Annotated in this window: 24 protein-coding genes and 1 tRNA gene; 12 read left to right on the top strand and 13 right to left on the bottom strand. The window is 61.6% G+C overall.

The genetic code is table 11. From position 1 onward, the window contains the following. Positions 1-74 precede the first annotated feature (74 nt). Positions 75-1,625, bottom strand: a complete 1,551-nt coding sequence (locus AC5SSZ_RS07525; protein ID WP_495437751.1) for a trimethylamine methyltransferase family protein — start codon at positions 1,623-1,625, stop codon at positions 75-77. A 490-nt stretch (positions 1,626-2,115) separates the two neighbouring features. Between AC5SSZ_RS07525 and AC5SSZ_RS07520 the strand changes: the two genes are divergently transcribed. The 5 genes from AC5SSZ_RS07520 (at position 2,116) to AC5SSZ_RS07500 (ending at position 7,802) form a co-directional block, all read left to right on the top strand. Beyond that, positions 2,116-2,664: a hypothetical protein gene (locus AC5SSZ_RS07520; protein WP_495437750.1), complete on the top strand. Its 549-nt coding sequence runs from the start codon at positions 2,116-2,118 to the stop codon at positions 2,662-2,664. 277 nt (positions 2,665-2,941) lie between these two features. After that, entirely contained in the window at positions 2,942-4,336 is a 1,395-nt protein-coding gene (gene cysS / locus AC5SSZ_RS07515) for a cysteine--tRNA ligase (RefSeq protein WP_495437749.1), read from the top strand. 109 nt (positions 4,337-4,445) lie between these two features. Further along, entirely contained in the window at positions 4,446-6,068 is a 1,623-nt protein-coding gene (gene cimA / locus AC5SSZ_RS07510; RefSeq protein WP_495437748.1) for a citramalate synthase, read from the top strand. After that, on the top strand, positions 6,065-7,036 hold the full coding sequence (locus AC5SSZ_RS07505) for an alpha/beta fold hydrolase (protein WP_495437747.1): 972 nt from the start codon (positions 6,065-6,067) through the stop codon (positions 7,034-7,036). The genes cimA and AC5SSZ_RS07505 overlap by 4 nt, the downstream gene beginning before the upstream one ends. Beyond that, positions 7,026-7,802 (top strand): squalene/phytoene synthase family protein, encoded by a 777-nt coding sequence (locus tag AC5SSZ_RS07500; RefSeq protein ID WP_495437746.1) that lies wholly within the window; start codon positions 7,026-7,028, stop codon positions 7,800-7,802. Before AC5SSZ_RS07505 ends, AC5SSZ_RS07500 begins: the two co-directional genes overlap by 11 nt. An 88-nt stretch (positions 7,803-7,890) precedes the next feature. Here the strand turns inward: AC5SSZ_RS07500 and AC5SSZ_RS07495 are convergent, their stop codons facing one another. Beyond that, a complete protein-coding gene (locus AC5SSZ_RS07495; protein ID WP_274828046.1) occupies positions 7,891-9,111 on the bottom strand; it encodes an MFS transporter in 1,221 nt (406 codons plus the stop codon). Between the two features lie 105 nt (positions 9,112-9,216). On the opposite strand from AC5SSZ_RS07495, the gene AC5SSZ_RS07490 reads away from it, so the two are divergent. Together AC5SSZ_RS07490 and AC5SSZ_RS07485 are read left to right on the top strand one after the other, a co-directional pair. Further along, a complete protein-coding gene (locus tag AC5SSZ_RS07490) occupies positions 9,217-9,891 on the top strand; it encodes a DNA-3-methyladenine glycosylase family protein (RefSeq protein WP_495437745.1) in 675 nt (224 codons plus the stop codon). After that, positions 9,888-10,553: an alpha/beta hydrolase gene (locus tag AC5SSZ_RS07485; protein ID WP_495437744.1), complete on the top strand. Its 666-nt coding sequence runs from the start codon at positions 9,888-9,890 to the stop codon at positions 10,551-10,553. The genes AC5SSZ_RS07490 and AC5SSZ_RS07485 overlap by 4 nt, the downstream gene beginning before the upstream one ends. A 26-nt stretch (positions 10,554-10,579) precedes the next feature. Here the strand turns inward: AC5SSZ_RS07485 and AC5SSZ_RS07480 are convergent, their stop codons facing one another. Further along, the gene (locus AC5SSZ_RS07480; RefSeq protein ID WP_495437743.1) at positions 10,580-11,269 is read right to left on the bottom strand and encodes an rRNA large subunit pseudouridine synthase E; all 690 of its coding nucleotides are present in this window, start codon (positions 11,267-11,269) and stop codon (positions 10,580-10,582) included. 216 nt (positions 11,270-11,485) lie between these two features. Between AC5SSZ_RS07480 and AC5SSZ_RS07475 the strand changes: the two genes are divergently transcribed. After that, the gene (locus tag AC5SSZ_RS07475; protein WP_065270180.1) at positions 11,486-12,070 is read left to right on the top strand and encodes an HNH endonuclease; all 585 of its coding nucleotides are present in this window, start codon (positions 11,486-11,488) and stop codon (positions 12,068-12,070) included. 8 nt (positions 12,071-12,078) lie between these two features. Here the strand turns inward: AC5SSZ_RS07475 and ocd are convergent, their stop codons facing one another. Further along, positions 12,079-13,143, bottom strand: coding sequence for an ornithine cyclodeaminase (gene ocd, locus AC5SSZ_RS07470; protein ID WP_495437742.1), 1,065 nt, complete (start codon positions 13,141-13,143; stop codon positions 12,079-12,081). Continuing rightward, a complete protein-coding gene (gene rocF, locus AC5SSZ_RS07465; protein ID WP_368997033.1) occupies positions 13,140-14,066 on the bottom strand; it encodes an arginase in 927 nt (308 codons plus the stop codon). Before rocF ends, ocd begins: the two co-directional genes overlap by 4 nt. A 116-nt stretch (positions 14,067-14,182) precedes the next feature. On the opposite strand from rocF, the gene AC5SSZ_RS07460 reads away from it, so the two are divergent. Continuing rightward, positions 14,183-14,608 (top strand): Lrp/AsnC family transcriptional regulator, encoded by a 426-nt coding sequence (locus tag AC5SSZ_RS07460; protein ID WP_065273447.1) that lies wholly within the window; start codon positions 14,183-14,185, stop codon positions 14,606-14,608. Positions 14,609-14,651: 43 nt separating this feature from the next. On the opposite strand, the gene AC5SSZ_RS07455 is transcribed toward AC5SSZ_RS07460, so the two are convergent. Both AC5SSZ_RS07455 and AC5SSZ_RS07450 read right to left on the bottom strand, forming a co-directional pair. Beyond that, on the bottom strand, positions 14,652-15,116 hold the full coding sequence (locus tag AC5SSZ_RS07455) for a disulfide bond formation protein B (protein ID WP_065270183.1): 465 nt from the start codon (positions 15,114-15,116) through the stop codon (positions 14,652-14,654). Continuing rightward, positions 15,113-15,691 (bottom strand): YqaA family protein, encoded by a 579-nt coding sequence (locus tag AC5SSZ_RS07450; RefSeq protein ID WP_368997030.1) that lies wholly within the window; start codon positions 15,689-15,691, stop codon positions 15,113-15,115. Before AC5SSZ_RS07450 ends, AC5SSZ_RS07455 begins: the two co-directional genes overlap by 4 nt. Positions 15,692-15,850: 159 nt before the next feature. Here AC5SSZ_RS07450 and AC5SSZ_RS07445 point away from each other — a divergent pair. Next, a tRNA-Leu gene (locus AC5SSZ_RS07445) sits at positions 15,851-15,936 on the top strand. Positions 15,937-16,122: 186 nt separating this feature from the next. On the opposite strand, the gene tkt is transcribed toward AC5SSZ_RS07445, so the two are convergent. Then, the gene (gene tkt / locus AC5SSZ_RS07440; protein ID WP_495437741.1) at positions 16,123-18,144 is read right to left on the bottom strand and encodes a transketolase; all 2,022 of its coding nucleotides are present in this window, start codon (positions 18,142-18,144) and stop codon (positions 16,123-16,125) included. A 279-nt stretch (positions 18,145-18,423) separates the two neighbouring features. On the opposite strand from tkt, the gene AC5SSZ_RS07435 reads away from it, so the two are divergent. Next, positions 18,424-19,221 (top strand): coiled-coil domain-containing protein, encoded by a 798-nt coding sequence (locus AC5SSZ_RS07435; RefSeq protein ID WP_495437740.1) that lies wholly within the window; start codon positions 18,424-18,426, stop codon positions 19,219-19,221. Beyond that, positions 19,221-19,622: a cell division protein ZapA gene (locus AC5SSZ_RS07430; protein ID WP_065270187.1), complete on the top strand. Its 402-nt coding sequence runs from the start codon at positions 19,221-19,223 to the stop codon at positions 19,620-19,622. Before AC5SSZ_RS07435 ends, AC5SSZ_RS07430 begins: the two co-directional genes overlap by 1 nt. A 132-nt stretch (positions 19,623-19,754) precedes the next feature. Here the strand turns inward: AC5SSZ_RS07430 and grxD are convergent, their stop codons facing one another. From grxD to AC5SSZ_RS07405, 5 genes are all read right to left on the bottom strand, one after another. Beyond that, positions 19,755-20,117, bottom strand: coding sequence for a Grx4 family monothiol glutaredoxin (gene grxD, locus AC5SSZ_RS07425; RefSeq protein ID WP_274828054.1), 363 nt, complete (start codon positions 20,115-20,117; stop codon positions 19,755-19,757). A 110-nt stretch (positions 20,118-20,227) separates the two neighbouring features. Then, positions 20,228-20,458, bottom strand: coding sequence for a hypothetical protein (locus tag AC5SSZ_RS07420; protein ID WP_065270189.1), 231 nt, complete (start codon positions 20,456-20,458; stop codon positions 20,228-20,230). Between the two features lie 5 nt (positions 20,459-20,463). After that, the gene (locus AC5SSZ_RS07415) at positions 20,464-20,700 is read right to left on the bottom strand and encodes a BolA/IbaG family iron-sulfur metabolism protein (RefSeq protein ID WP_065270190.1); all 237 of its coding nucleotides are present in this window, start codon (positions 20,698-20,700) and stop codon (positions 20,464-20,466) included. 226 nt (positions 20,701-20,926) lie between these two features. Continuing rightward, positions 20,927-23,092, bottom strand: coding sequence for a phosphoribosylformylglycinamidine synthase subunit PurL (gene purL, locus AC5SSZ_RS07410; protein ID WP_495437739.1), 2,166 nt, complete (start codon positions 23,090-23,092; stop codon positions 20,927-20,929). 521 nt (positions 23,093-23,613) lie between these two features. After that, positions 23,614-24,519: a LysR family transcriptional regulator gene (locus tag AC5SSZ_RS07405; RefSeq protein ID WP_065273448.1), complete on the bottom strand. Its 906-nt coding sequence runs from the start codon at positions 24,517-24,519 to the stop codon at positions 23,614-23,616. Positions 24,520-24,601: the final 82 nt, after the last annotated feature.

The following is a 24,601-nucleotide window of genomic DNA, read 5'->3' as shown; positions in this document are numbered from 1 at the left end:
ATATGGACCATTCGACAGCCCAACACTAGGTGCGAGCACCGGAATGCCTGAGACCCTCAGGTGCTCGCGCTGTGTCAACTGGGCAAATGGATGGGGAACCGCTCCCTTATGACCCGGTCCAGATCCGGGGGAAGGCGCGCCGGGCTTCGGCGGGACAGGATCTCCTCCTTGCGTTCCCGCGCCTTGTCCAGCAGATCCGGCTTGCTCTTTTCCTCCCACTCCTTGGGCGAGGTGCGATCGCCCAAGGTTGGATAGACATGGTCGGCCTGCATCCGTGACAGGGTCTGCGCTGTTCCAAGGTAGTGACCGCTGCCGCCAAGACAGACCTCGGCGATTTCATCGAGTGCCAGGGTTTCATCCGTCACTTCGATTCCGCGCACGCAGCGCAGGGCCTGACCGATCAGATCATCGCCAAGGATCAGGGATTCGTGGCAGAACCCCAGGAGCGACGCGTGCATTCCGGCGGCCTCATAGACCATGTTGAGGCCGGAAAGACCGGCCATGACGTTGGAGCACATCTGCTCCCATCCGGCCTGCATGTCCGGCAGTTTGGAATCCGCAATCCCCGCCGCCGCGCCGCCGGGCAGCCCGTAGTACCGGTGCATCTGCGCACAGCCTGCCGTCAGCAGCGCCTGTTCACCCGATCCGCCGGTCATGGCGCCGGTGCGCAGATCCAGTCCGAATGGCCAGGTGCCAAAAATTGCAGGATGTCCGGGGCTTACGGCGTTGACGTAAACCAGGCCTGCCAGGCATTCGGCCACTGCCTGCACGATGGCACCAGCCACGGTTGAGGGGGCCGTGGCCCCGGCCATACCAGCGGACAGCAGCAGGACAGGAACGTCATGGCGAATGCATTCCTCCATCACCAGACAGCTTTCGGTGGCGAATTTCATCGGTGGCACCACAAAGCAGTTGGAGTTGGAGACAAAGGGCCGTTCGCGCCATCTGTCCGCGCCACCTGCGATCATGTGCAGCATCTCCACGGCGGGCGCGACAAAACTCGCGTCGGTGAATGAGGTGCCGATGTGTTTGAAGGTACCAGAACAGCAAGCGTAGATGGTGTTGAGGTCAAGTTCGCGGCTGTCAGTGATGTCCCGGGCCACCATGGGGCGCTGCACGAAATGGATATTGTCCAGCGCGTCGCAGATCCGGGCGGCATCATGCAGGTCCTGCAGCGTGGATTCGCGATAGGCGCGCCCATCGACGTCAACCATATGGACCGCTGCGCCCGCCGTTCCGTAGTGCACCCGGGTGCCGGAGAGGTCTAGGTCGGTCTGCCCGTCGCGGCTGAACAGGGTGACGGATCGGTTGGCGCGGGCCAGGGTATCTTCGACCAGGGTGCGGGGAAAGCGCAGGCGGCGGTCGCTGCCCAGGGTGCAGCCTGCGGCGGTCAGGTATTCAATGCCGCTTTGTGGGGCGTCGGCAAGGCCAATACGTTCCAGCGCATCAAGGGCAGCGTGGTGGATTTTCTCCACATCGGCCTGTGACAGGGGCGAATAGGCGCCGCCGGACATACCGGGGCGGATGGGACGGAGGGCGCGGTCCAGCGGCGCGGCGCGCGCGGCGCGGCGGGCCGCACGCCCACCGCTGCGCAAATTGGTGCGGATTGTCGGATCAGCAGTCATAAAAAACCTTTAGATATATAGGGTTACCTTCTTTTATTAAGTGGATAACCCGATCTTGGTCGACCGCGCGCTGCAAGACCCCGCGCGGCGCCGATGGTGCGCCAGACCAGACTGACCAAGCATTGCTCCTCCTGCATCCGTGCGCCCTCCTTTCACGGTTTCAGGATGGCAGCGCGACAAGGCAAAACTATCGTGTTTGCGACCGATGTGAAAAAAACGTCATCTATTTCACGAGCGCGCTCGGACGATGGAGGGTTGCGTGGGGACGCCGCGCAGGGGCTGGGGAATGTTCTGGAAATTTTACGGTGGGAAAGTAGCGTGTTTTCAAAATGTTATAACGAAGCGGTGATTTTGCGAGGGAATGGCCACAGCACACGCGATACGGGAACCAAGTGTTAAGAGATTTTTGACAAGCTGGATCACGGGAATGCCGCGCCATCACCGGCGTAAAATACCGTACCGATACGGATGCGAAAACAGGACCGAAACAATGTCAGGGGTTTTCCAGCTTCATCATCTAAGTACCAGTGTCATCGGGGCGATGACCGGGCTTGCGCTGGCCATTCCCGCAGCGGCGGGGGACTGGTCCACCTCCTTTGTGGCACGCTCTCTGGGGCAGGCGGGATCCGGCGGTAATGGTGCATATGTCGCTCGGTCGGGGCTGCAGTCAAACGGGGCTGCCACGCTGCAGGCTGGGTTCGATCATGATTATGGTGAGCTTGTCCTCGGTGGCACGGTCCGGCAGGGCGGCGGTCTGGATATTACTGGCCTTGGCGGTCAGTCGGACAGTCAGCAGCTGCATCTGCGGGCCGGATACGATTTTGGCGATGCCCTTGGTTATGTCACGCTGGGCGAGGTTCAGCACGGCGGGTCCTCTGGTCTGGCGCCGAGCCAGGTCTTTGGTCTCGGGTTGCGGGTCTCGGTGAACCGGGTGTTGCAGATGACCGGCGAATTTCTGCACCATGATGTCGATCCTGCGGCCGCGCAGGCGGGAAAGGGCGGCGAAATCCTTTCGGTGCGGGCCGCTTTCCGGTTCTGAAGGCGGCACCGGGTCTCCAAAGGGTCGGCAAGAGCGTGGGCAGATAGAGCCAGCATAGCATTGCGAAATGCTTGGCGGCGGGGCCGGGGCGTGCTAACAGCCATCCCATGACCCGAACCGCCGCGCCTATCTCCATTAGCTGCTGCATTACCTGCTGAATTTCACAGCGGGCTGGTTTCTGTCGTTCCCTTCCAACTGACAACTTGCTAAGCCCGCGCTGCGCCCCCGTGCGCCTGGCCTTGAGCCCTGCACGCCCGTGCCTGTCAAAGGAGCTGTCATGACGACGACCGACACAGTGACCCAACCGGTGATCAAACTGCACAACACGAAGACCCGCAAGCAAGAGGTCTTCACCCCGATTGATCCGGAAAACGTGCGGATGTATGTCTGTGGTCCCACGGTCTATGATCGCGCGCATCTGGGCAACGCACGGCCTGTCGTGGTGTTCGACGTGCTGTATCGGCTGCTGCGGCACGTCTATGGCGCGGATCACGTGACCTATGCGCGCAACTTCACCGACGTGGATGACAAGATCAACGCCCGCGCTGCCGAAAGCGGTCGTGCGATCGGTGAGATCACCGCCGAGACGACCCAGTGGTTCCTGGATGACATGGGTGCCCTTGGCGCGCTGGAGCCGAACCACATGCCGCGGGCAACGGAATATATTCCCCAGATGGTCACAATGATCGAGGATCTGATCGCCAAGGGCCACGCCTATGCCGCCGAGGGGCATGTGCTTTTCGCCGTCGACAGCTGGCGCGAGGGCTACGGTAAACTGTCGGGCCGTTCGGTCGACGACATGATCGCGGGCGCCCGGGTGGAGGTCGCGCCCTACAAGAAGAACCCGATGGATTTCGTGCTGTGGAAACCGTCGAGCGATGATCTGCCCGGTTGGGACAGTCCCTGGGGCCGCGGGCGCCCCGGCTGGCATATCGAATGCTCGGCTATGTCCTATGAAATTTTGGGCGAGACCTTTGACATTCACGGCGGCGGCAACGACCTGATGTTCCCGCACCATGAGAATGAGATCGCGCAAAGCTGCTGCGCCCATCCTGAAGGCGAATTTGCGCACTACTGGCTGCACAATGAGATGCTGCAGGTCGAAGGCAAGAAGATGTCGAAATCGCTCGGCAACTTCTTCACCGTGCATGATCTGCTGGAGCAGGGTATTCCGGGTGAGGTGATCCGCTTTGTGTTCCTGTCGACCCACTATCGCAAACCGATGGACTGGACCGAGAAGAAGGCAACGGAAGCTGAGAAGACCTTGCGCAAGTGGTACGCTCAGGCGGCAGAGGCCCTTCCCGGCAGGCAGCCGGAACCGCATGTCGTTGAGCTACTCGCGGATGATATCAACACCCATGGCGTTCTGGCGGAGTGCCACCAATACTCACAGGCCGGAGATGTGGCTGCGCTACGCTCTAGCATGGAACTGCTTGGATTGCTGGGCGATGATGTTCCGGACTGGGTGAAGGCACCTGACGTGGATCTGTCTGCGCATGAGACGCGCCTGTTCGAGGCCCGTCAGACTGCCATGGAAAGCAAGGACTTCTCTGAAGTGGATCGTCTGAAAACGGCCTATACGGGCGCAGGACTGGAAGTCCGGATGAGCAAGACAGGCGTCGAACTGGTACCGGGGCCGGGGTTTGATCCGGCCAAGCTGGACGAGATCTGATCCGACCCGCCCGGAGCGTGTCTCCGGGCAGCGCCCGACCCGCCCCATGGGCGGGCGCTTTACGCCCACCCCGGGCCGGGCGGCGCCCGGTGAACACAACGAGGCAGGAATGAGCAAAGAACGTCTCTACCTTTACGACACCACGCTGCGCGATGGGCAGCAGACGCAGGGCGTGCAGTTCTCGACTGCCGAAAAACAACAGATCGCTAAGGCGCTGGATGATCTGGGGATCGATTACATCGAGGGCGGATGGCCCGGCGCCAATCCGACCGACAGTGCCTTTTTCGAGGTGGCGCCGAAAACCCGCGCGCGGCTGGCGGCCTTTGGCATGACGAAACGGGCAGGGCGCTCGGCTGCGAATGACGATGTTCTGGCGGCAGTGATGAACGCGGGCACCGATACGGTCTGCCTGGTGGGCAAATCGCATGACTACCACGTGACGGCCGCGCTCGGCATCACGCTGGAGGAGAACCTTGAGAATATCGGCGCCTCGGTGGCGCATATCGTGTCCGAGGGACGCGAGGCGCTGTTTGACGCCGAACATTTCTTTGATGGCTACAAGGATAATGCGGAGTATGCGCTGGCCGCCTGCCGTGCCGCGCTGGATGCGGGGGCGCGCTGGGTGGTTCTGTGCGACACTAACGGCGGTACCTTGCCCACCGAGGTCTATCGCATCGTGACCGAGGTGATCGCGGCAGGCATTCCCGGGGAGCGCCTTGGCATCCATACGCACAACGACACCGAAAACGCGGTGGCCTGTTCGCTGGCGGCCGTGGATGCGGGCGTGCGGCAGGTGCAGGGCACGCTGAATGGGCTGGGCGAACGCTGTGGCAATGCCAATCTGACGACGCTGATCCCCTCGCTGCTGCTAAAGGAACCCTACGCCAGCCAGTTCGAGACCGGCGTCAGCCTTGAGGCGCTGACCAGCCTCACACAGCAAAGCAGGATGCTGGATGATATCCTCAACCGGGTGCCGATGAAGCAGGCGCCCTATGTCGGGGCCTCGGCCTTTGCCCATAAGGCGGGTCTGCACGCCAGCGCGATCCTGAAGGATCCGTCGACCTATGAGCATATCCAGCCTGAACTGGTGGGCAACGCGCGCATCATTCCCATGTCCAATCAGGCCGGTCAGTCGAACCTGCGCAAGCGGCTGACCGACGCCGGGCTGAACGTGGAAAAGGGCGATCCGGCACTGGCACGGATCCTTGACCGGATCAAGGCGCGTGAGGATGAAGGATACTCCTACGACACGGCGCAGGCCTCGTTTGAGCTGCTGGCGCGCGAGGAGCTGGGGCAACTGCCGACATTCTTCGAGGTGAAGCGCTACAAGGTCACGGTTGAGCGGCGCAAGAACAAGTACAACAAGATGGTGAGCCTCTCCGAGGCGGTCGTTGTCGTGAAGGTGGACGGCGAAAAACGCCTGTCGGTCAGCGAATCCATGGATGAAACCGGCAGCGACCGCGGCCCGGTGAACGCGCTGGCGAAGGCGCTGGCCAAGGATCTGGGCCGCTACTCCGAGGTGATCGACGATATGCGTCTGGTGGACTTCAAGGTCCGCATCACTCAGGGCGGCACCGAAGCGGTGACGCGTGTGGTCATCGACAGCGCCGACAATCAGGGCCGCCGCTGGTCCACGGTGGGCGTTAGCCCGAACATCATCGACGCCTCTTTCGAGGCGCTGCTGGATGCGATCCGCTGGAAGCTGATCCGCGACTGCGCGCCGGAAGCATGATGGAAGCGCTGATCCGGGCGGCGGCTATCGGTCTGGCCATCACGGCGGTGCTGCCCTTTGCTTTGATCCTGTCGCAAAGGCCTGCAGATATGCTGCCTGCGGCGCCGGAAAAGGGGCTGGATTTCTCTGCGGTCTCTGCGGGGCCGGACATGCCAGAGCCGGAGACCGTTCCGATGAGGGATGGCTATCCGCTGCAGGTGCGCAGATTCGACAACGGCGCCGGGCCGCTGGTGGTCATGGTGCATGGTTCCGGCTGGAATGGGCTACAATATGCCACGCTTGCACCGCAGATCGCAGGACATGTTCTGGTGCCGGATCTGCGCGGGCACGGAGCCGCCCCCGGGCGGCGCGGCGATGTGGAGTATATTGGCCAGCTGGAGGATGACCTTGCGGACCTGATCGCAGCCCGCGTGCAACCGCGGCAGAAAGTTGTTCTGCTGGGGCATTCCTCGGGCGGCGGGCTGGTGGTGCGCTTTGCCGGGGGGCAACATGGGGGCAGGCTGGACCGCGCCGTTCTTCTGGCGCCGTTCCTGAAGTATGACGCCCCGACAACCCGCAAGAATTCGGGCGGATGGGCGGAGCCGCTGACGCGCCGGATCATCGGGCTTTCGATGCTGAATGCCTTGGGGATCACGTGGTTCAATCACCTGACCGCGATCCAGTTCGCGATGCCGAAACAGGTTCTGGACGGACCGCTGGGGCATCTGGCGACGACGGCGTATTCCTACCGGCTCAACACCTCATACGCACCGCGAAGCGACTATCTGGCGGACATTAGGGCTCTTCCGGAATTCCTTGTAATGGCAGGGGAAAAGGATGAAGCCTTTGTCGCGGAGGGCTATGAGCCACTGATGGCGCCAGTTACGGACCGGGGGAGCTATCGCATCATTCCGGGCGTCGGCCATCTTGGCATCGTCGATGCGCCGGAAACAGCAATGGCCGTGAAGGAGTTCCTAGATGGAGTTTGACGACGATCTGAAGGGCTGTGCCGAGCTGGTCCGGCAAGGCGATCCGGACCGCTTCATGGCGACCATGGCGGCGCCCGTTGCAGCGCGTCCGCTTCTGTTCGCGCTTTATGCCTTCAATCTTGAACTCTCCCGAGCGCCCTGGGCCAGCCAGGAAAGCATGATCGCAGAGATGCGGGTGCAATGGTGGCGCGATGTCGGCGCCGAAATCGCGGAAGCGAAGCCGGTACGCCGTCACTATGTGGCGACCCCGCTTGGGCGGCTGCTGCGCCCCGAACTTGCGAAAGAGATTGATCCCATGGCCGAGGCGCGGCGCTGGGACATCTACCGCGATCCTTTTGAGGATGAAGCGGCGTTTGATACCTATATCGATGCCACCTCGGGTAGCCTTTTATGGATGGCAGCAGCTTCGCTGGGTGAGGCGGAAGAAGAAACCGTGCGCGCCTTTGGACGTGGCATGGGCATTGCCAACTGGCTGCGCGCGATCCCCGAGCTGGAGAAACAAAAGCGCGTGCCGCTGCTGGACGGCACACCAAAGGGCGTGCAGCAGCTGGCGGAAAAGGGATACCAATATCTGGCGCAAGCGCGGCGCGCGCGCGGCAGCGTGTCGACGGCAGCTGCCCCGGCGATGCTGGCGGGCTGGCAGGCGCGCAGCATTCTGAAACAGGCAATGCGCGAGCCGGAGCGGGTGGCTGCAGGTGCGCTTGGCACCAGCGAATTCCGCCGCCGCAGCGGGCTGATGATGCGGGCCGCACTGGGGCGCTGGTAGGCGGGCGCGTTTGAGGCGGTAGGTCTTTGTAATCGAACAAAAAAAGCCGCCCACTGGGCGGCTTTTGTGTTTTGGCTGAGCAGCGCCGTCAGACCCGCTTGGGCCGCAGGGCGAGCCAGACCAGCGCGCCGCCGGCCAGCACCAGGAAGGGCGCCATCGCCATGTTGACCGCGCTCCAGCCATCCACAGGCGAGCCGCCCGAACAGTTCATCAGACCGCCCGAGGCGAGCGAGGCCATGGTGACACCGCCAAAGACCAGAAGGTCGTTCAGACCCTGCATCCGGCCACGTTCGTGCGGCTCATGCGCGCCCGCCAGCATGGTGGTCGCGCCGATAAAGCCGAAGTTCCAGCCAACACCAAGCAGGACAAGCGCGATGAAGAAGTTGCCCAGATCGACGCCTTGCAGCGCCACGGCGCCCGCGCCGGCCAGAATGACCAGACCCGCAGCAACGATCTTCTCCACGCCGAAACGCGCGATCAGGTGACCGGTAAAGAAGGAGGGCACATACATCGCCAGCACGTGAGAGGTCACCACATCGGCGGCGTTGCCCTCGGTATAGCCGCAGCCGACCACGGCCAGCGGGGTCGAGGTCATCACCAGGTTCATCAGCGCGTAGGAAACCATTGCACAGATCACCGCCACCGCGATCACCGGGGTTTTCAGCAGCTCGATACGGCTGCGGCCCTTGGGGGCGTCATGGCTGGGGACCGGCGGTTTCGGGATGTTCAGGAACAGAAACAGCGCCGCGCCCACAACGTTGACCGCGATCACCGCCATATAGGTTCCGAAGAAGGGGATGACAAAGGCCTGGCTGGTCGCCTTGACCAGCTGTGGGCCGATGATGGCCGACAAGAGCCCGCCCGCCATCACGTAGGAAATCGCCTTGGGACGGAACTCTTCGGACGCGGTATCGGCGGCGGCAAAGCGGTAGAAACCATGCGCGCTCATGTAGACGCCGGTCAGAAGGCTGCCGAGCAGGAACACAGGGAATGAGCCGAGATAGAGACCATAGGCGCCAACGATGCCGCCGAGCGCTCCGAACAGCGCCCCCGTAAAGAAACCCGCGCGGCGGCCCCAGCGCTGCATGATCGCCGAAATCGGCGTTGCCGCCATCATCGACCCGGCGACGATCAGTGAGATCGGCAAGGTGGCGAAACAAGGGTTGGAGGCCAGCGACTGCCCCGCGAGGCCGCCAATGGTAAAGATCATCGGCATCTGAGCGCCGAGGAAGGCCTGCGCCATCACGAGAATGGCAACATTCTTCTTGGCGACTCTGTCGTCGGTGGGGGTGGTCATGGTCTGTGTCATGTGGGATGCGTAACCCTGAATGTGAGCGGGAACAAGACGCCTGGCGCGCCTCATCGGGCGTCCGTCGGCAGTTTTGTGAAAATTAACAGATGAAGGAAACGTGACGTGGCGTCACACACAGATACAGAGAGCCGTGTAGTCACGGATAACGGGGTTGGACGGATCATTCACAGCGATGCATGCGTTATCGAAGGCGCGGAATGGCTGGCGGCGCGGCACCCACGCTTTGCCGTTGCGTTGGCCCAGATCGAAACTTTGCCACTGCGGCGCCATCCTGATGGTTTTACGGAGTTGTTGAATGCCATCGTGGGCCAGCAGCTCAGCATTGCTTCGGCGGCCTCGATCTGGACCCGGATGTCCAATGCGGGGCTGACCGAACCGGATGCGATCATCGCGGCCAGCGACGAGGAAATGCGCGCAGCCGGGCTTAGCCGTCAAAAGGTCCGCTATGCGCGGGCTTTGGCGGAGGCCTCTATTGATTTCAATGCCTTGCGGAGTAAACCGGATGCAGAAGTCGTGGCGATCCTGACCGAGGTGTCCGGCATCGGGGTCTGGACTGCGGAAATCTATGCAATGTTTGCGCTGGGGCGGGCGGATGTCTTTGCGCCCGGCGATCTCGCCTTGCAGGAGGGCGCGCGGCTGTTGTTCGATCTGCCGGAACGTCCCAAGGAGCGTGCCTTGCGCAAGATGGCCGAGGAGTGGTCGCCCTGGCGCGCGGTTGCGGCACGGGTGCTCTGGGCCTATTACCATGTGAAAAAGGACAGGGAAGGGATCCGATGACACGTGTATTGACTGCCGGCCGCAAAGAGCCGCTTTCCGGCTCAACCCGCTCGGTTGTGGTGTTTCTGCATGGCTATGGCGCCAATGGTGCAGATTTGCTGGGGCTGGCCGATCCGCTGGCCGAGCACCTGCCGGACACGCTGTTCGTGGCGCCTGATGCGCCCGAAAACTGCGCCGGGGCGCCGATGGGATATCAGTGGTTCCCGATCCCCTGGATCGATGGGTCCTCCGAAGAAGAAAGCATGCGCGGCATGCAGGCCGCCGTCGAGGATCTGAATGCCTTCCTCGACGCGCTGATGGTGGATGAGGACGTACTGCCCGAGCAGGTGGTGTTGTTCGGCTTCTCGCAAGGCACCATGATGAGCCTGCACGTGGCACCGCGCCGCGAGGATCCGGTGGCCGGGATCGTTGCCTTTTCCGGTCGTCTGCTGAGCCCAGACACCTTTAAGGACGAGGTGGTTAGCCGGATGCCGGTGCTGCTCGTGCATGGCGATGCGGATGACGTGGTGCCGGTGCAATCCCTGCCCGAAGCCGCCGAAGCCCTGCAGGAAGCCGAATTTCAGGACGTCTTTGCCCATATCCAGAAGGGTACCGGCCATGGTATTGCCTCCGACGGGCTGAGCGTCGCGCTCGCCTTCATGCGGGACAAGCTGAGCCTCTGACCGGCGGAGGGGCCGAACAGAAGAATTTAGGACGGGCGGCGGGGCTTTCGGGGCTTGCCGCCCGTTTTCTTTTGATCGGTGTCTTTGGCTTTTTCCTTGGCCCGTCTCGCCTGTGCCCGGCGGTTGGGTAGCTGCGCGGGCTTGGGCCGCCCCGGCACCTTTGGCGGCTCCAGATCTTCCCATGTCGCCTGCGCCAGACCATCCAGGGTCCAGGCGCCAATGGCATAACGGATCAGCCGCAATGTGGGGTGGCCGACCGCAGCGGTCATCCGGCGGACCTGCCGGTTGCGCCCCTCGGTAATGGTCAGCTCGATCCATGTATCTGGCACCGACTTGCGCACCCGGATCGGCGGGTTGCGCGCCCAGAGGCCCGCCGGTTCATCAATCCGCCGCGCCTTGGCGGGTTTGGTCTGCCCGTCTTTCAGCTCCACCCCCTGCCTCAGGGCCTGCAGCGCGGCCTCATCCGGCGTGCCTTCGACCTGCACCCAATAGATCTTTGCCATCTTGTTGCGCGGATCGCTGATCCAGGCCTGAAGGCGGCCATTGTCGGTCAGCAGCATCAATCCCTCGCTGTCGCGATCCAGACGGCCAGCGGGGTAAACGCCGGGGCAATCGATGAATTCGCTCAGCGTCTTGCGGGGCCCCCCTTCGGTGCTGCGGTCGGTGAACTGCGGCAGAACGTCAAAGGGTTTGTTAAAGCGGATAAGCCGGGTCATGGCGCCGCAATAGGCCTCGGGTTTGAAAGGCGCAAGTTTCTTGAGCAGGCCCGTTACCTGTCTGTCACGGAATCGGCCTATGCCTGCCTTCGAGATGTTGTAGCGCGCAAGGGGCTTGCCAGCTTTCTACCGCGATATATAGTTAATCTCAGACTGGGGCGGGTTCCCCGCTCTGGTGTCAGGTAACGGGCAGGCAGGGCGAGGAAGACGTTTAGAATGGACGGCGATTTCAGAACAGACTTTGTACGGGACCCCGGGGCGCTGAAACAGCACCCGGCCTTGGTACTGAATGCGGACTACCGGCCGCTTTCCTATTATCCGCTGTCGCTGTGGCCGTGGCAGGATGCGGTCAAGGCAGCCTGGCTGGATCGGGTGGCGATCGTGGCAGAGTATGACACCGTGGTGCATAGCCCGAGTACGCAGATCCGAATACCGTCGGTTGTCGTCCTCAAAGATTATGTCAAACCTCAAAAGCGCGTGGCCTTCACGCGCTTTAATTTATTTTTGCGGGACGAATTCTGCTGTCAGTACTGTGGCGCAAGGGGCGATCTGACTTTCGATCACGTTGTACCCCGCGCTGCTGGCGGTGTGACCAGCTGGGAAAACGTTGTCGCGGCCTGCTCCAGGTGCAACCTGCGCAAGGGGTCAAAATCGCTGCACCGGGCAGGGATGCACCTGCGCAAGGCGCCCAAACGCCCCGGCGCCGAGGAACTGCGCAACATCGGGCGCAAGTTCCCACCCAACCATCTGCACGACAGTTGGATGGACTTTCTTTATTGGGATTCCGAACTGGAAGCCTGACCCGCAGTTTATGCGGGGTGCGCGGTTCCGGCCCGTTGCAGCATGCCGAACAGATCGCGCGGATCGTCCGGGTCCGCCAGCATGTCGAGCTCAATGAAGAATTCGCTGCCCTTGATCTGATCGCGGATATATCGCAGGGCACTGAAATCCTCAATTGCGAAGCCGACGCTGTCGAACAGGGTGATCTGCCGGTCGTCCCGGCGCCCCTGCTTTTGGCCGGTAATGACCTGCCATATCTCGGTAACTTCGAAATCCTCGGGCATCTGCTGGATCTCGCCTTCGATGCGGGTCTGCGGCGGGAATTCCACAAAGACATCCGACCGGGACAGGATACCTGCCGCTAGCTCCGTCTTGCCGGGGCAGTCACCGCCGATGGCATTGATGTGCACACCGGGGCCGACCATATTGTCGCTGAGGATGGTGGCATATTGCTTGTCCGCGGTGCAGGTGGTCAGGATCTGCGCGCCCTCAATCGCTTCTTCGGCTGTTTTGCAGGACACCACCTCAAGACCGCAGCCCGCCAGGTTGCGGGCGCATTTTTCGGTGGCCTTGGGATCCTGATCGTAAAGGCGTACGGATTTCAGCCCGCAGATCGCCTTCATCGCCAGTGTCTGGAACTCTGACTGGGCGCCATTTCCGATCATCGCCATGGTGTCTGCGCCCTTCGGCGCCAGATGTTTGGCCACCATGGCCGAGGTCGCCGCGGTGCGCAGCGCCGTCAGCATGGTCATTTCCGTCAGCAGCACCGGATAGCCGGTATAGACATCCGCCAAGAGGCCAAAGGCGGTCACGGTCTGCAGCCCCTCCGAGGTGTTTTTGGGGTGGCCATTGACGTATTTGAACCCGTATGCCTCCCCATCCGAGGTGGGCATCAGTTCGATCACGCCGACATCAGAATGGCTTGCCACGCGCGGGGTCTTGTCGAACAGCTCCCAGCGGCGGAAGTCCTCTTCGACATAGGCAGCAAGGTCGCGCAGCATGTTTTCCACGCCGGTGTGATGGATCAGGCGCATCATGTTGTCGACGCTGACAAAAGGCACCATGGCTTTGGCGGAAGGATTGAGGTTGGTCATTGGTAGCTCCGTGTGGGGCGGTCAAAGACGCGGCGGCCCAGGGCCGAGGCGCAGAGATCGACCATCAGATGCGCGGTGCGGCCGCGTTCATCGAGGAAAGGGTTGAGTTCGACAAGGTCGAGCGAGGTCATCAACCCGGAATCATGCAGCATTTCGCAGATGAGATGCGCTTCACGCACCGTGGCGCCGCCGGGCACCGTGGTGCCCACCGCCGGGGCGACAGAGGGGTCGAGGAAATCCACATCCAGCGACACGTGCAGCATGCCGTTCTGGGCTGCCACATGGTCCAGAAACGCGGCCAAGGGGCCAGTGATACCGTTTTCGTCAATGTCGCGCATGTCGTGGCGCCGGATCCGGCTGCCTTCCAAAGCCTGCCGCTCGGGCGTATCAACAGACCGCAGGCCGAACATGCAGACGTTCTCCTCGGGCACCGGGTTCTTTACAGCTGGAAACCCGTCAAAGCCTTCGCGACCGGTGAAATAGCCAACCGGCGTGCCGTGCAGATTGCCACTGTCGGTGGTTTGCGGTGTGTGGAAATCGGTATGTGCATCCAGCCACAGCACGAATTGCGGCCGGTTCTGCCGGGCGGCGTAATTGGCCACACCGATGACGGAGCCAAGGGACAGCGCGTGATCACCGCCAAGGAAAATTGGCAAGCCTTGCTCCATTGCGGATGCAGCAGCATCGCGGAGCGCGCTGGTCCAACCGATGGTCTGGTTCAGCGAGAACAGCCGCGAGTTCGCCTCGTCCGGCGGGTGCGCTGCGGGTGTCACCGTGCCAAGGTCCGTCACCTGATGGCCCAGATCGGTCAAGGCCTTGGACAATCCGGCGGTGCGATAGGCATCGGGTCCCATCAGGCAGCCGGCGCGACGTTTTCCACTGTCTACCGGCGCGCCGATCAGAATGCAGTTCTGTGTGCTCACGGGGGAAGGATCTCCATCACGATTGTGTCGAGCCTTCAGAGGAACTCCAATACGGGGTGGATTGAAGTCAATATTTTGGCCATAATGCGTCGCAATTTCACGTAATGGAGGTGGGTTTGGACAAAACGGATGAGCGGCTGATCGCGGCACTGCGCCACAATGCACGGGCGTCCCTGTCCGATCTGGCGCTGGAGCTGAACCTGTCACGCACTACGGTGCGGGCGCGCATCGAACGGCTACAGGCGCGGGGGGACATCCTGGGGTTTACCGTTGTCCTGAAGGAGGACGTGCTGCGGGATCCGGTGCGCGGCTTGATGATGATCGGGATCGAGGGACGCGGTGCCAGCCGGATCACGCGGCAATTGCATGGTCTGCCAGAGGTGCGTGCAATCCACACCACAAACGGCCGCTGGGATCTGATCGTGGAACTCGGCACGGAAACGCTGGAGACGCTCGATTCTGCGCTTGCGAAGATCCGCAACTTTGATGGGGTGTCGACCAGCGAAACCAATCTGTTGCTGGCCACCAAGAAAGAGACCTGAGTGGGGCAGGGCGGGGGCGCCACCCGTTGCCGTTTCGTCCTGCTCAGCGACGCTGCCGCGCGGCCGCGATCCAGATCAGCATCAGCCCGGCAGAAATCACCGCGTTCCAGCCCGCCATCGACAGGCCAAACATCTCCCACGGGATCTCATCGCAGCGCACCATCGGCGCGGCCATGATCTGCTCCATCAGCTGATCCGGGGTTAGCCCGGTAATCGATCCCGAGGTGCAGGCGCTCGGTCCTTCCCACCAGCCCTGTTCGACACCGGCGTGATAGGCCCCGATGGTTGAGGTCGCCAGCGCTGCCAGCGCGCCGAGGTAGGGGAAGAATGCCCCCGGGATCAGGATCGCCAGCGCCCCGATGCCAACGGCGGCGGCGTGGGGATAGCGTTGCCAGTAGCACATTTTACACGGCGGCATCTCGCCGATGTACTGAAAGCCAAAGGCCCCCAGCAAAAGGGCAGCCGATCCGCCTGCTGCAATCAGGATCAGGAAGGTTCTGAACGTCATAGGTATCTCACCACAAGAAAGCCGCCGAAAAGAAGCACGACAAAGGCCGTGAAAACAAGACCGAGCCGCCGCTCGATAAAGGCGCGTACCGGCGCGCCGAACAGGCGCAGCAGAGCCGCAACCGCGAAAAAACGCAGCGATCGCGCGAGGATAGAGGTTGCAACGAAGGTCACCAGCGGCATGCCGGTCCAGCCGGACATGATGGTGATCACCTTGAACGGGAATGGCGTGATGCCCGCGCCCAGAACCGCCCAGAAGCCAAAGTCGTTGAACCGGGAGTTAAAGGCCTCCATGGCATCCGCCTTACCCATCATCTCAAGGATGGGCTGACCGATGCCTTCGTAGAAGAAGGCACCGATGGCATAGCCCAGAAGCCCGCCCAGAACCGAAGAGACCAGCGCCACCAGGGCAATCAACCAGGCCCGCGAGGGGCGCGCCAGAATCATCGGGATCATCAGCACATCTGGCGGGATCGGAAAGACCGAACTTTCGGCAAAAGAAACGATGGCCAGCCACCACAGCGCCCGCGGATGATCCGCCAGCGCCATCGTGCGATCATATAGCCTGCGTAACATTGACCATCCGCCGTTATCCCCTGTGGCGCCGAGGTTGCACGCAGGCGCGGCAAGGTCAACATGCGGGTGGGGACTGAGAGGCGTTTGTACAGATTTATGCCATGGGGCCGCGTTTGGCTCTGGACCTCATCTGCGGCCTTGGGTAACAACAGCTCCGAGGCCCAAGTGGCGGAATGGTAGACGCAGGGGATTCAAAATCCCCCGCCTTAACGGGCGTGCCGGTTCGAGTCCGGCCTTGGGTACCAGCCTCAACCCCATCCAAATTCATGAATTCACAAGTGTTGCCACATCGGGGCCATCCGGTGCTTTTGACATTGTGACGTGGCCTCAACAGCTTGACGTCTGTTCTTGCTTCACACTTCACGGGTCGGAAATGAAAAGAGGCGCCCGGTTGGGGCGCCTCTGATCTCATCGATAGGATGGTCCGCAGATCACCCAAGCAGCTCTTTTGCCTTTGCAACGGTGGCCTCTGCGGTGATGCCGAATTTCTCGAACAGCTCACCTGCAGGTGCGGAGGCGCCGAACCGGTCCATGCCTACGAATGCGGCTTTCTTCTCCTGGCCACGCTCTCCCAGCAGCCAGCGGTCCCAGCCACCGGCGCGTACGGCGGCCTCGATACCAACACGCACGGGGCCTGCGGGCAGGACCTTGCGGCGGTAGGCTTCGTCTTGCTCAGCGAAGAGCTCCATGCAGGGCATGGAAACGACGCGGGTGCCGATACCTTCGGCTTCCAGCTTGGCCTTGGCTTCCATCGCCAGCGAAACCTCAGAACCGGTGGCGATCAGGATCACCTGACGCTTGCCTTCAGCCTCGGCCAGGACATAGGCGCCCTTTTCGGTGAGGTTGCTCAGCTTGTGCTCGGTGCGCACGGTGGGCAGGTTCTGACGCGTCAGCACCATGACCGACGGCGTTTCCTTGGCGGTAACCGCGATTTCCCATGCTTCTGCAGCCTCCACCGTATCGGCGGGACGGAACACATAGGTGTTCGGGGTTGCGCGGCAGATCGCCAGATGTTCGACCGGCTGGTGGGTCGGGCCATCTTCGCCAACACCGATGGAATCATGGGTCATGACAAAGACGGTCGGGGTCTTCATCAGCGCCGCCAGACGCATCGACGGACGCGCGTAATCGGTGAAGCAGAAGAAGGTGCCGCCATAGGGGCGCATGCCGCCGTGCAGCGTCATGCCGTTCATCGCAGCGGCCATGCCGTGCTCACGGATGCCCCAATAGACGTAGCGGCCCTTGCGGTTGTCGGTGTCAAAGACACCGAGGTCGCCGGTCTTGGTGTTGTTGGAGCCGGTGAGGTCGGCCGAGCCGCCCACGGTTTCCGGCATCAAGGGGTTGATCACCGCCAGCGCCATTTCGCTGGATTTGCGGGTGGCGACCTTGGGCTGCTCTTCGCTGATCTGCTTTTTCAGGGCCTTGATGGCAGCAGAGAGCTTTTTCGGCGCTTCCAGCGCGTAGGCGCGGTTGAATCGCTCCTGTTTCTGCTTGGACAGCTCGGCAAAGCGCGCCTCCCAGGCCGCGCGGTCAGCGGCACCACGGGTGCCGATGGCTTCCCACTGGGCTTTGACCTCGGCGGGGACCTCAAAGGCGCCGAGCGGAGCGCCATAGGCTTCTTTGGCGGCTTTCAGCTGCTCGGCATCGGTCAGTGCGCCGTGACCCTTGGAGGTGTCCTGCGCGGCGTGGCCAAGGGCGATATGCGTCTTGCAGGCGATCATCGAGGGTTTCTGCGCCTTCTTCGCGGCGGTGATTGCCGCGTCGATGGCTTCGGGATCGTGACCATCGATTTCCTGCACGTGCCAGCCGGAGGCCTTGAAGCGCTGGATCTGGTTGGTGCGGTCAGAGAGTTCAACCGAGCCGTCGATGGTGATGTTGTTGTTGTCCCACAGCACGATCAGCTTGCCCAGTTTCTGACGACCGGCAATGCCGATGGCCTCCTGGCTGATGCCCTCCATCAGGCAGCCGTCGCCTGCGATTACATAGGTGTTGTGATCGACGACCTTCTTGCCGTAATGGGCGCGCTGCATTTCCTCGGCCATGGCAAAGCCGACGGCGTTGGCGATGCCCTGACCCAGCGGACCAGTGGTGGTTTCCACCGCATCGATCAGGAAGTTTTCCGGATGGCCCGCGGTCAGCGCACCCATCTGACGGAAGTTCTTGATCTGATCCAGCGTCACCTGCTCATCGCCCATGAGATAGAGAAGCGAATAGATCAGCATGGAGCCGTGGCCTGCCGAGAGGATGAACCGGTCACGGTCGGCCCATTTGGGGGCCTTTACGTCGAATTTTAGGTGCTTTTCAAACAGGACGGTGGCCACATCGGCCATGCCGATCGGCATGCCGGAGTGGCCGGAGTTTGCGGCAGCGACGGCATCAAGGGTCAGGGCGCGAATGGCGGCGGCCTTGTTCCAATGCTCGGGATTTGCGGTGCGCAGGGCTGTCAGATCCACTGAACTGTTCCTTTAGGTTGGCAGGCTGATGAGCCGCTGAATACCAGTGATGGGGCAAAGATCAAGCGTTGGCAGGCGTTTCTGTGTTTCGAACGCGAAGGACCGCTTGCAAGTGCTTGAAAGCAAAGAGGCGGTGTTTTACTCCTGCAAGGGTGAAGCTGCGCGTATGATCGGCAGGCATGTGCGATTCGCACAGCGGTGCAAAGCAGAGGTGCAAACCGGCACGGCAGGAGGCAGCGCGAAGATCGCGCCAGCGAGATGGACGGGTGAGGGACAGGCATGAAGCAGATTGAAGACTTGCAGGGCCGGATCCTGGCCGCAATGGACCGGATCGGGACGGGTGTCGGCGCACTTGAACTAGCGCGCAGCTCGGCCGAGGCCAAGGCCGTTGCGGCGGCCGATACCAGCGCGCTGGAACAGGCGCTGGACGAAGAACGGGTCGCCAATGCCCAGTTGACCGAACGGGTCAAGGTCCTGCGCGGGCGGTTGAAAGAGCTGGAAGAGCAGGCACCGGCGGCGTCTACGGCAGATGCCTCGGGTGATATCGCTGCAATGCAGGCCGAGCTCGAGCTATTGCGGAATGAGGCTGCAAATGCCCCGCAGGCCGAAGCCTTGAAACAGGAAGTGGCGCGGCTGAAGGCGCAAATGGAAGGCGCAGCCAATTCGGCGGCCACCGAGAAAGAAAGCCTTGAGGACCGGATTGAACAGCTCGAGGCCGCCAATGCGGAACTCACAGCTCAGCTGTCTGAAGCCGGATCCGTTCAGGAAACGTCCGCTTCCGAAACTGCGGATGGTGAAAGCGGCGGCACTGACGAGGAGGTGCTGCAGCGACTGGACACGGAATTGCAGCAATTGCGCCTGGCCAACGAACAGCTCCGTACATCCAACGCTGCCCTGCGCGAAGCCAATGCCGAAGGCCTGGGCGATGCAGGGCTGATCAATGCGGCGATGGCAGCAGAGATCGACGGTCTGCGCGCCGCACAGGCGAGTGACAAGGCGCAGGTGAACGCGGTTCTGGCCCGGCTTGAACCGCTGCTGGCGGCAGCGCCCAACCTGCCCGAAGGAGAGGAAATTTGATGCCCGAAGTGACCATTCATATTGGCGGCCGCGGTTTCGAGGTCTCCTGCCAGGAAGGCGAGGAGAGTTATCTGCATTCTGCGGCCAAGATGCTGGATGATGAGGCGCAGGTGCTGTCGGACCAGATTGGCCGTATGCCCGAAGCGCGCATGCTGCTGATGGCGGGGCTGATGCTGGCGGACAAGACCGCAGCGGTCGAGGACCGCATCAAGGAAGTCGAGGCGGTACTGGCTGAGCGCGAGGCAGAACTGGCCGCGCTGAAGGCACAGCCCGCGCCGGAGCCGGAGCGGATTGAAGTGCCTGTTGTGCCCCCTCAGGTGGCTGAAACCCTGGCCGAACTGGCCGCCCGCGCCGAAGCCATGGCGCAGGAGATCGAAGAAAAGGCCTCTGCCGCGCAATAGGCGGCGGGGCGCTGCGCTGTCGGGGGCGATCGGTTTTCGATGTCGCTCGCCGAATGTGCGAGTCCGAAACGTAAATAAGGCCTGTCACGCGTGCTGCGGACAGGCCTTTTTCATGTTGTCTGGTCGTGCGGCTTAACCGTTGGCTTCGCGGATCTTATCTGCTGCGGCCTTGTCAAAGCTGACGCCGTTCTGTTCGAACATGCCGTCGAGCTCACCGGACAGGGTCATTTCGGTGATGATGTCGCAGCCGCCGACGAATTCGCCTTTGACATAAAGCTGCGGAATGGTCGGCCAATCCGAGTAATCCTTGATCCCGGCGCGGATCTCTTCGTCGGCCAGCACGTTGACGTCGGTATAATCAACGCCAATGTAGTTCAGAACACCGGCCACGCGGGAAGAGAAGCCGCACTGCGGCATGTCCTTGGTGCCTTTCATGTAAAGAACCACGTCGTTGGATTTGACGGTTTCGTCGATGCGGGTTTTTGCGTCGCTCATGTTGCGTTTCCTTCTGGCGGATGTGCCGTTGTTCTGCTGCCCGAGATATAGGGAATAATGCGGAGAATTCCAATCCGGGCTGGGGAACGGATGTGTGAGGCTCTGCGCGCTCAGCTCTTGTCTTTGGGAACAAAGAGGCGGGCATATTCCTGCGGGTCCTTGGGGACCTTCCAGGTCCTGACAGATCCACCGCCCATGCCGGACTGATAGTCCGAGCGCAGGGTGTGATAGTCCGGGTCGCTGTCGTCTTCTTCCGTTGGTGCGCGTCGTTGACCGATGACGGCAACAACTGCCGTCATCACAATAACGCCGACCACCAGAAAGGACATGAACAGCGACATGTGTGCTACTCGGGCGCTTTGGTGGTCAGGGCAAGGGCGTGCAACTCACCATTGGCGCCGTCCATTTTGCCTTTTAGGGCCGCGTAAACGGCGCGCTGCTGCTGCACACGGTTCTTGCCGCGAAAGCTTTCATCGACGACCATCGCGGACATATGCACGCCGTCGGTGCCACCGACCTGGATTTGGGCATCGGGAAAGGATGCGCGCAGAAGCTCTTCGATTTCATGGGCCTGCATGGGCATTGCGTGGGATCCTCGTGGTTCTGTTCGCTAAAAATGTAGGCCCGACGGAGAGGCAGTTCAAGCAGGGAGATGCTCCCGCCGCGCAAGACCTGATTGAAAATCAGACCGTGCGAGTTGGGCCCGGCAGCGCGCGATGCGCGCTGCCGGGCCCAAGGCCGAAAAGGGGGGGGCTTGCCATAGGCAAGGGCACCTGCGGGCGCGGGAGGGCGCCCGTTTGTGTTTGATATCAGGCGACGGCCTCGGCAAAGCTGCTGCGGAAAATCTGCGACAGCTCTTCCAGCGGCGCTTCGCTGCCACCGATTTTTACCGTGTCACCGGTGAAACGGCCCACGGTGGTGACGCTGACACCGGCCTGACCGGCTGCCAGCATCAGACCTTCGGCCTGATCAAAGTTGCAGGCGACCAGATAACGGGCCTGATCTTCGCCAAACAGGGTCGGGGTGTCACCGGCATCGATCTGCACCCCAACGCCAGCGCCCTCGGCCAGTTCAAAGGCCGCCAGCGCCAGACCGCCATCCGCCAGATCGGTGCAGGCCTTGATCAGCTCGCGGTTGGCGCGGATGAATTCGCCGTTACGCTTTTCCGCTTCCAGATCCACCGTCGGCGCATCTCCGTCCTCGCGGTTGAAGACTTCCGCCAGAAGGGCCGACTGACCCAGGTGGCCAGTGGTTTCACCGATCAGCAGGGCGATATGGCCTTCGCGCACTTCACCGGTGATCGGCTCTTCGCCCTCGGCGATCAGACCCACGGCACCGATGGTTGGGGTGGGCAGGATGCCCTGTCCGTCGGTCTCGTTATAAAGCGAGACGTTGCCCGACACGATCGGCATGTTGAGCGCAGCAACAGCTTCGCCGATGCCTTTGATGGCGCCGACGAATTGGCCCATGATCTCGGGCTTTTCCGGGTTGCCGAAGTTGAGGTTATCGGTCGTCGCCAGAGGCAGGGCGCCCACGGCAGAGAGGTTACGGTAAGCCTCGGCTACCGCCTGTTTGCCACCCTCAAAGGGGTTCGCTTTGACGTAGCGCGGCGTCACATCGCTGGTAAAGGCCAACTGTTTGCCGGTGCCATGCACCCGGACGATGCCGGAGCCCGCGCCGGGGCGGCGGGCGGTGTCGCCCATCACGGTGGTGTCGTACTGTTCATAGACCCACTGTTTGCCTGCGTAGTTCGGTGAGGCAATCAGCGCCTTCAGGCCGTCGATCGGATCGATAGTGGGCACATCCGCATCGGTCAGCGGTTCTGCGGCGGGCGTTTCGACCCAAGGACGGTCGTATTCAGGCGCAGAGGACGCCAGTTTCGACAGCGGCAGGTCGGCCATCACCACGTTGTTGTGCTGGATCAGGAAGCGGTCCTCGGCGATTGTTTCGCCGACGATGGCGAAATCGAGGTCCCATTTTTCGAACACGGCCTTGGCTTCGGCCTCTTTCTCGGGCTTCAGCACCATCAGCATCCGCTCCTGGGATTCCGACAGCATCATTTCATAGGCGGTCATGCCTTCTTCACGCTGGGGTACGTCTTCGAGGTTCAGCTTGATGCCAAGCTCACCCTTGTCGCCCATTTCCACCGCCGAACAAGTGAGGCCGGCCGCGCCCATGTCCTGGATCGAGATCACCGCGCCGGTCTGCATCAGCTCCAGCGTCGCTTCCATCAGGCGTTTTTCGGTGAAGGGGTCGCCAACCTGAACGGTGGGGCGTTTTTCCTCGATGGTGTCGTCGAATTCGGCCGAGGCCATAGTGGCGCCGCCGACGCCGTCACGTCCGGTCTTGGCGCCAAGGTAGACCACCGGCATGCCGACGCCGGATGCGGCGGAGTAGAAGATGCTGTCGGTCTTTGCGAGACCCGCAGCGAATGCATTCACCAAGCAGTTGCCGTTATAGGCAGAGTGAAAGCGGACCTCGCCGCCTGCGCAGGGCACACCGAAACAGTTGCCGTAACCGCCGATGCCTTCGACCACACCGTTGACCAACTGCCGGGTCTTGGGGTGGGACGGCTCACCAAAGGACAGCGAGTTCATCGAGGCGATTGGCCGCGCGCCCATGGTAAAGACGTCCCGCAGGATGCCGCCAACCCCGGTTGCCGCACCCTGATAGGGTTCGATGTAAGAGGGGTGGTTGTGGCTTTCCATCTTGAAGACTACCGCATCGCCATCGCCGATATCGACGATACCGGCATTTTCACCCGGACCGCAGATGACCTGGGGCCCCTCGGTCGGCAGGGTGCGGAGCCATTTCTTGGACGACTTGTAAGAGCAGTGCTCGTTCCACATCGCCGAGAAGATGCCCAGCTCGGTAAAGGTGGGTTCCCGTCCGATGATTTCGAGGATCAGTTGATATTCCTCGGAGTTCAGTCCGTGGTTTTCAATCAGTTCGGGCGTGATTGCTGGTTCCTGCATCCGTGTCGTATCCCCAGTGGCTGCGGTTGCGCGCCTTTTAGGGCAAGGAAGCGCACGGGGGAAGGGCAAAGCGTATGTATCATTGAAGGCAGGGCGTTTCGTCGCTGTGAGAAGGTCCGGCTTGAGGAGGGGTGTCATGCTCGAATTGCCTGAAAAATGTGCAGGTCGTCATTGGGGGCCGGAAAATGCCGTCATTATCCGTGCACGTGAGAAAACTGGGCAATGATCACCGGGGAAAGGGTTGCAGCTGGCGGTGTGGATGCGAGACGTTGAATGTGTCCGGCACTTCCGAGTGGCGTGAGACCTGATCGAAAGCCTCAGGAGCTGGACCAAATGGCCAAAAAAAAGGCCGAGCACTAAGCTCGGCCGAAGTCCAACAGGGAGGTATGAAGTGCGCCTTGGCGCCGTCTTCATGAGGGTCATTTAGGGATAGAGCTTCTCTGCTTCAAGAATTTTCCGTCTCAAATTGCGTCATTTCTGGTATGCATGTTATGCATAGCTTAACGCCTGCTGACCTAAGGTCAGAGTTTCCCCATCTCTTTCATATGTTTGCGGTGCGCCATGATCTCGGTTTGCACGAAATCGCGGAAAGCTGACACCCGCTGTGAGTGACGCAATTCTTCCGGATAGGCCAGGTAGACAGGCACACCACTGGTGTCCTCGTGCGGCAAAACCTGTACCAGATCGGGGAAATCCTCGGTGACATAGTCAGGCAGGATGCCGATTCCCAGATCGTGAAGCACGCCCTGCAGGACCCCGAAGTAGTTGTTGACCGACAGCATCGAGCCGGGACCGTGGGTGATCAGTTTCTGGACCAGCACAGCGGCAGAACCGACCTGTGCCGAATTCTGGTTCTGGCAGATCAGACGGTGGTTCTTGATATCTTCGGCGGTCTGCGGCGTGCCGTTGCGGTCCAGATATGCGCGAGACGCATAAAGTCGCATCTGAACCGTCATCAGTCGCTTGCGCACCAGGTCCGCCTGGCTCGGCTCTTTCATCCGGATCGCAACGTCGGCTTCGCGCATGGGCAAGTCCAGAACCCGCTCTTCCAGCATCAGGTCGATTTTCAGATTGGGATATTGCTCAAAGAGCTTCGTCAGCCTGGGTGCAAGCCACAGTGTGCCAAAGCCGAATGTCGTGGTGACGCGCAATTCCCCGAACACTTCGTCTTCGCTGTCGCGGATCCGGGCCGAAGCCGCTTCGAGCCGTTTGGACATGGATTTAGTCGCGTCAAACAGCAGCTCGCCCTGTTCGGTCAGGATCAGCCCGCGCGCGTGACGGTGAAATAACGTCGCGTTCAGGCTTTCCTCAAGCGCACGAATCTGGCGGCTGACCGCGGATTGCGACAGGTTAAGCTTGTCCCCGGCGTGGGTCAGGCTGCCGACATCTGCCACGGCGTGAAAAATTCTAAGCTTGTCCCAGTCCATATCCGTTACTTTCGTTGTGCCCATATCAGCCTATATGAAACCTGACACTTGGATCAATTTCCGAATGCAGAAGCGCGCTTCC

The sequence above is a fragment of the Phaeobacter sp. CC-HEC084 genome (assembly GCF_059429255.1).
Note: the sequence above shows the minus strand (reverse complement) of the source record. Positions and strands in the feature narration are given on the sequence as shown.

Bases quoted from the DNA above. Each gene is read 5' to 3' on its own strand.
- AC5SSZ_RS07525 (WP_495437751.1), bottom strand. From the start codon at position 1,625: ATGACTGCTGATCCGACAATCCGCACCAATTTGCGCAGCGGTGGGCGT.
- AC5SSZ_RS07520 (WP_495437750.1), top strand. From the start codon at position 2,116: ATGTCAGGGGTTTTCCAGCTTCATCATCTAAGTACCAGTGTCATCGGG.
- cysS (WP_495437749.1), top strand. From the start codon at position 2,942: ATGACGACGACCGACACAGTGACCCAACCGGTGATCAAACTGCACAAC.
- cimA (WP_495437748.1), top strand. From the start codon at position 4,446: ATGAGCAAAGAACGTCTCTACCTTTACGACACCACGCTGCGCGATGGG.
- AC5SSZ_RS07505 (WP_495437747.1), top strand. From the start codon at position 6,065: ATGATGGAAGCGCTGATCCGGGCGGCGGCTATCGGTCTGGCCATCACG.
- AC5SSZ_RS07500 (WP_495437746.1), top strand. From the start codon at position 7,026: ATGGAGTTTGACGACGATCTGAAGGGCTGTGCCGAGCTGGTCCGGCAA.
- AC5SSZ_RS07495 (WP_274828046.1), bottom strand. From the start codon at position 9,111: ATGACACAGACCATGACCACCCCCACCGACGACAGAGTCGCCAAGAAG.
- AC5SSZ_RS07485 (WP_495437744.1), top strand. From the start codon at position 9,888: ATGACACGTGTATTGACTGCCGGCCGCAAAGAGCCGCTTTCCGGCTCA.
- AC5SSZ_RS07480 (WP_495437743.1), bottom strand. From the start codon at position 11,269: ATGACCCGGCTTATCCGCTTTAACAAACCCTTTGACGTTCTGCCGCAG.
- AC5SSZ_RS07475 (WP_065270180.1), top strand. From the start codon at position 11,486: ATGGACGGCGATTTCAGAACAGACTTTGTACGGGACCCCGGGGCGCTG.
- ocd (WP_495437742.1), bottom strand. From the start codon at position 13,143: ATGACCAACCTCAATCCTTCCGCCAAAGCCATGGTGCCTTTTGTCAGC.
- AC5SSZ_RS07455 (WP_065270183.1), bottom strand. From the start codon at position 15,116: ATGACGTTCAGAACCTTCCTGATCCTGATTGCAGCAGGCGGATCGGCT.
- AC5SSZ_RS07450 (WP_368997030.1), bottom strand. From the start codon at position 15,691: ATGTTACGCAGGCTATATGATCGCACGATGGCGCTGGCGGATCATCCG.
- AC5SSZ_RS07435 (WP_495437740.1), top strand. From the start codon at position 18,424: ATGAAGCAGATTGAAGACTTGCAGGGCCGGATCCTGGCCGCAATGGAC.
- AC5SSZ_RS07430 (WP_065270187.1), top strand. From the start codon at position 19,221: ATGCCCGAAGTGACCATTCATATTGGCGGCCGCGGTTTCGAGGTCTCC.
- grxD (WP_274828054.1), bottom strand. From the start codon at position 20,117: ATGAGCGACGCAAAAACCCGCATCGACGAAACCGTCAAATCCAACGAC.
- AC5SSZ_RS07420 (WP_065270189.1), bottom strand. From the start codon at position 20,458: ATGTCGCTGTTCATGTCCTTTCTGGTGGTCGGCGTTATTGTGATGACG.
- AC5SSZ_RS07415 (WP_065270190.1), bottom strand. From the start codon at position 20,700: ATGCCCATGCAGGCCCATGAAATCGAAGAGCTTCTGCGCGCATCCTTT.
- purL (WP_495437739.1), bottom strand. From the start codon at position 23,092: ATGCAGGAACCAGCAATCACGCCCGAACTGATTGAAAACCACGGACTG.
- AC5SSZ_RS07405 (WP_065273448.1), bottom strand. From the start codon at position 24,519: ATGGACTGGGACAAGCTTAGAATTTTTCACGCCGTGGCAGATGTCGGC.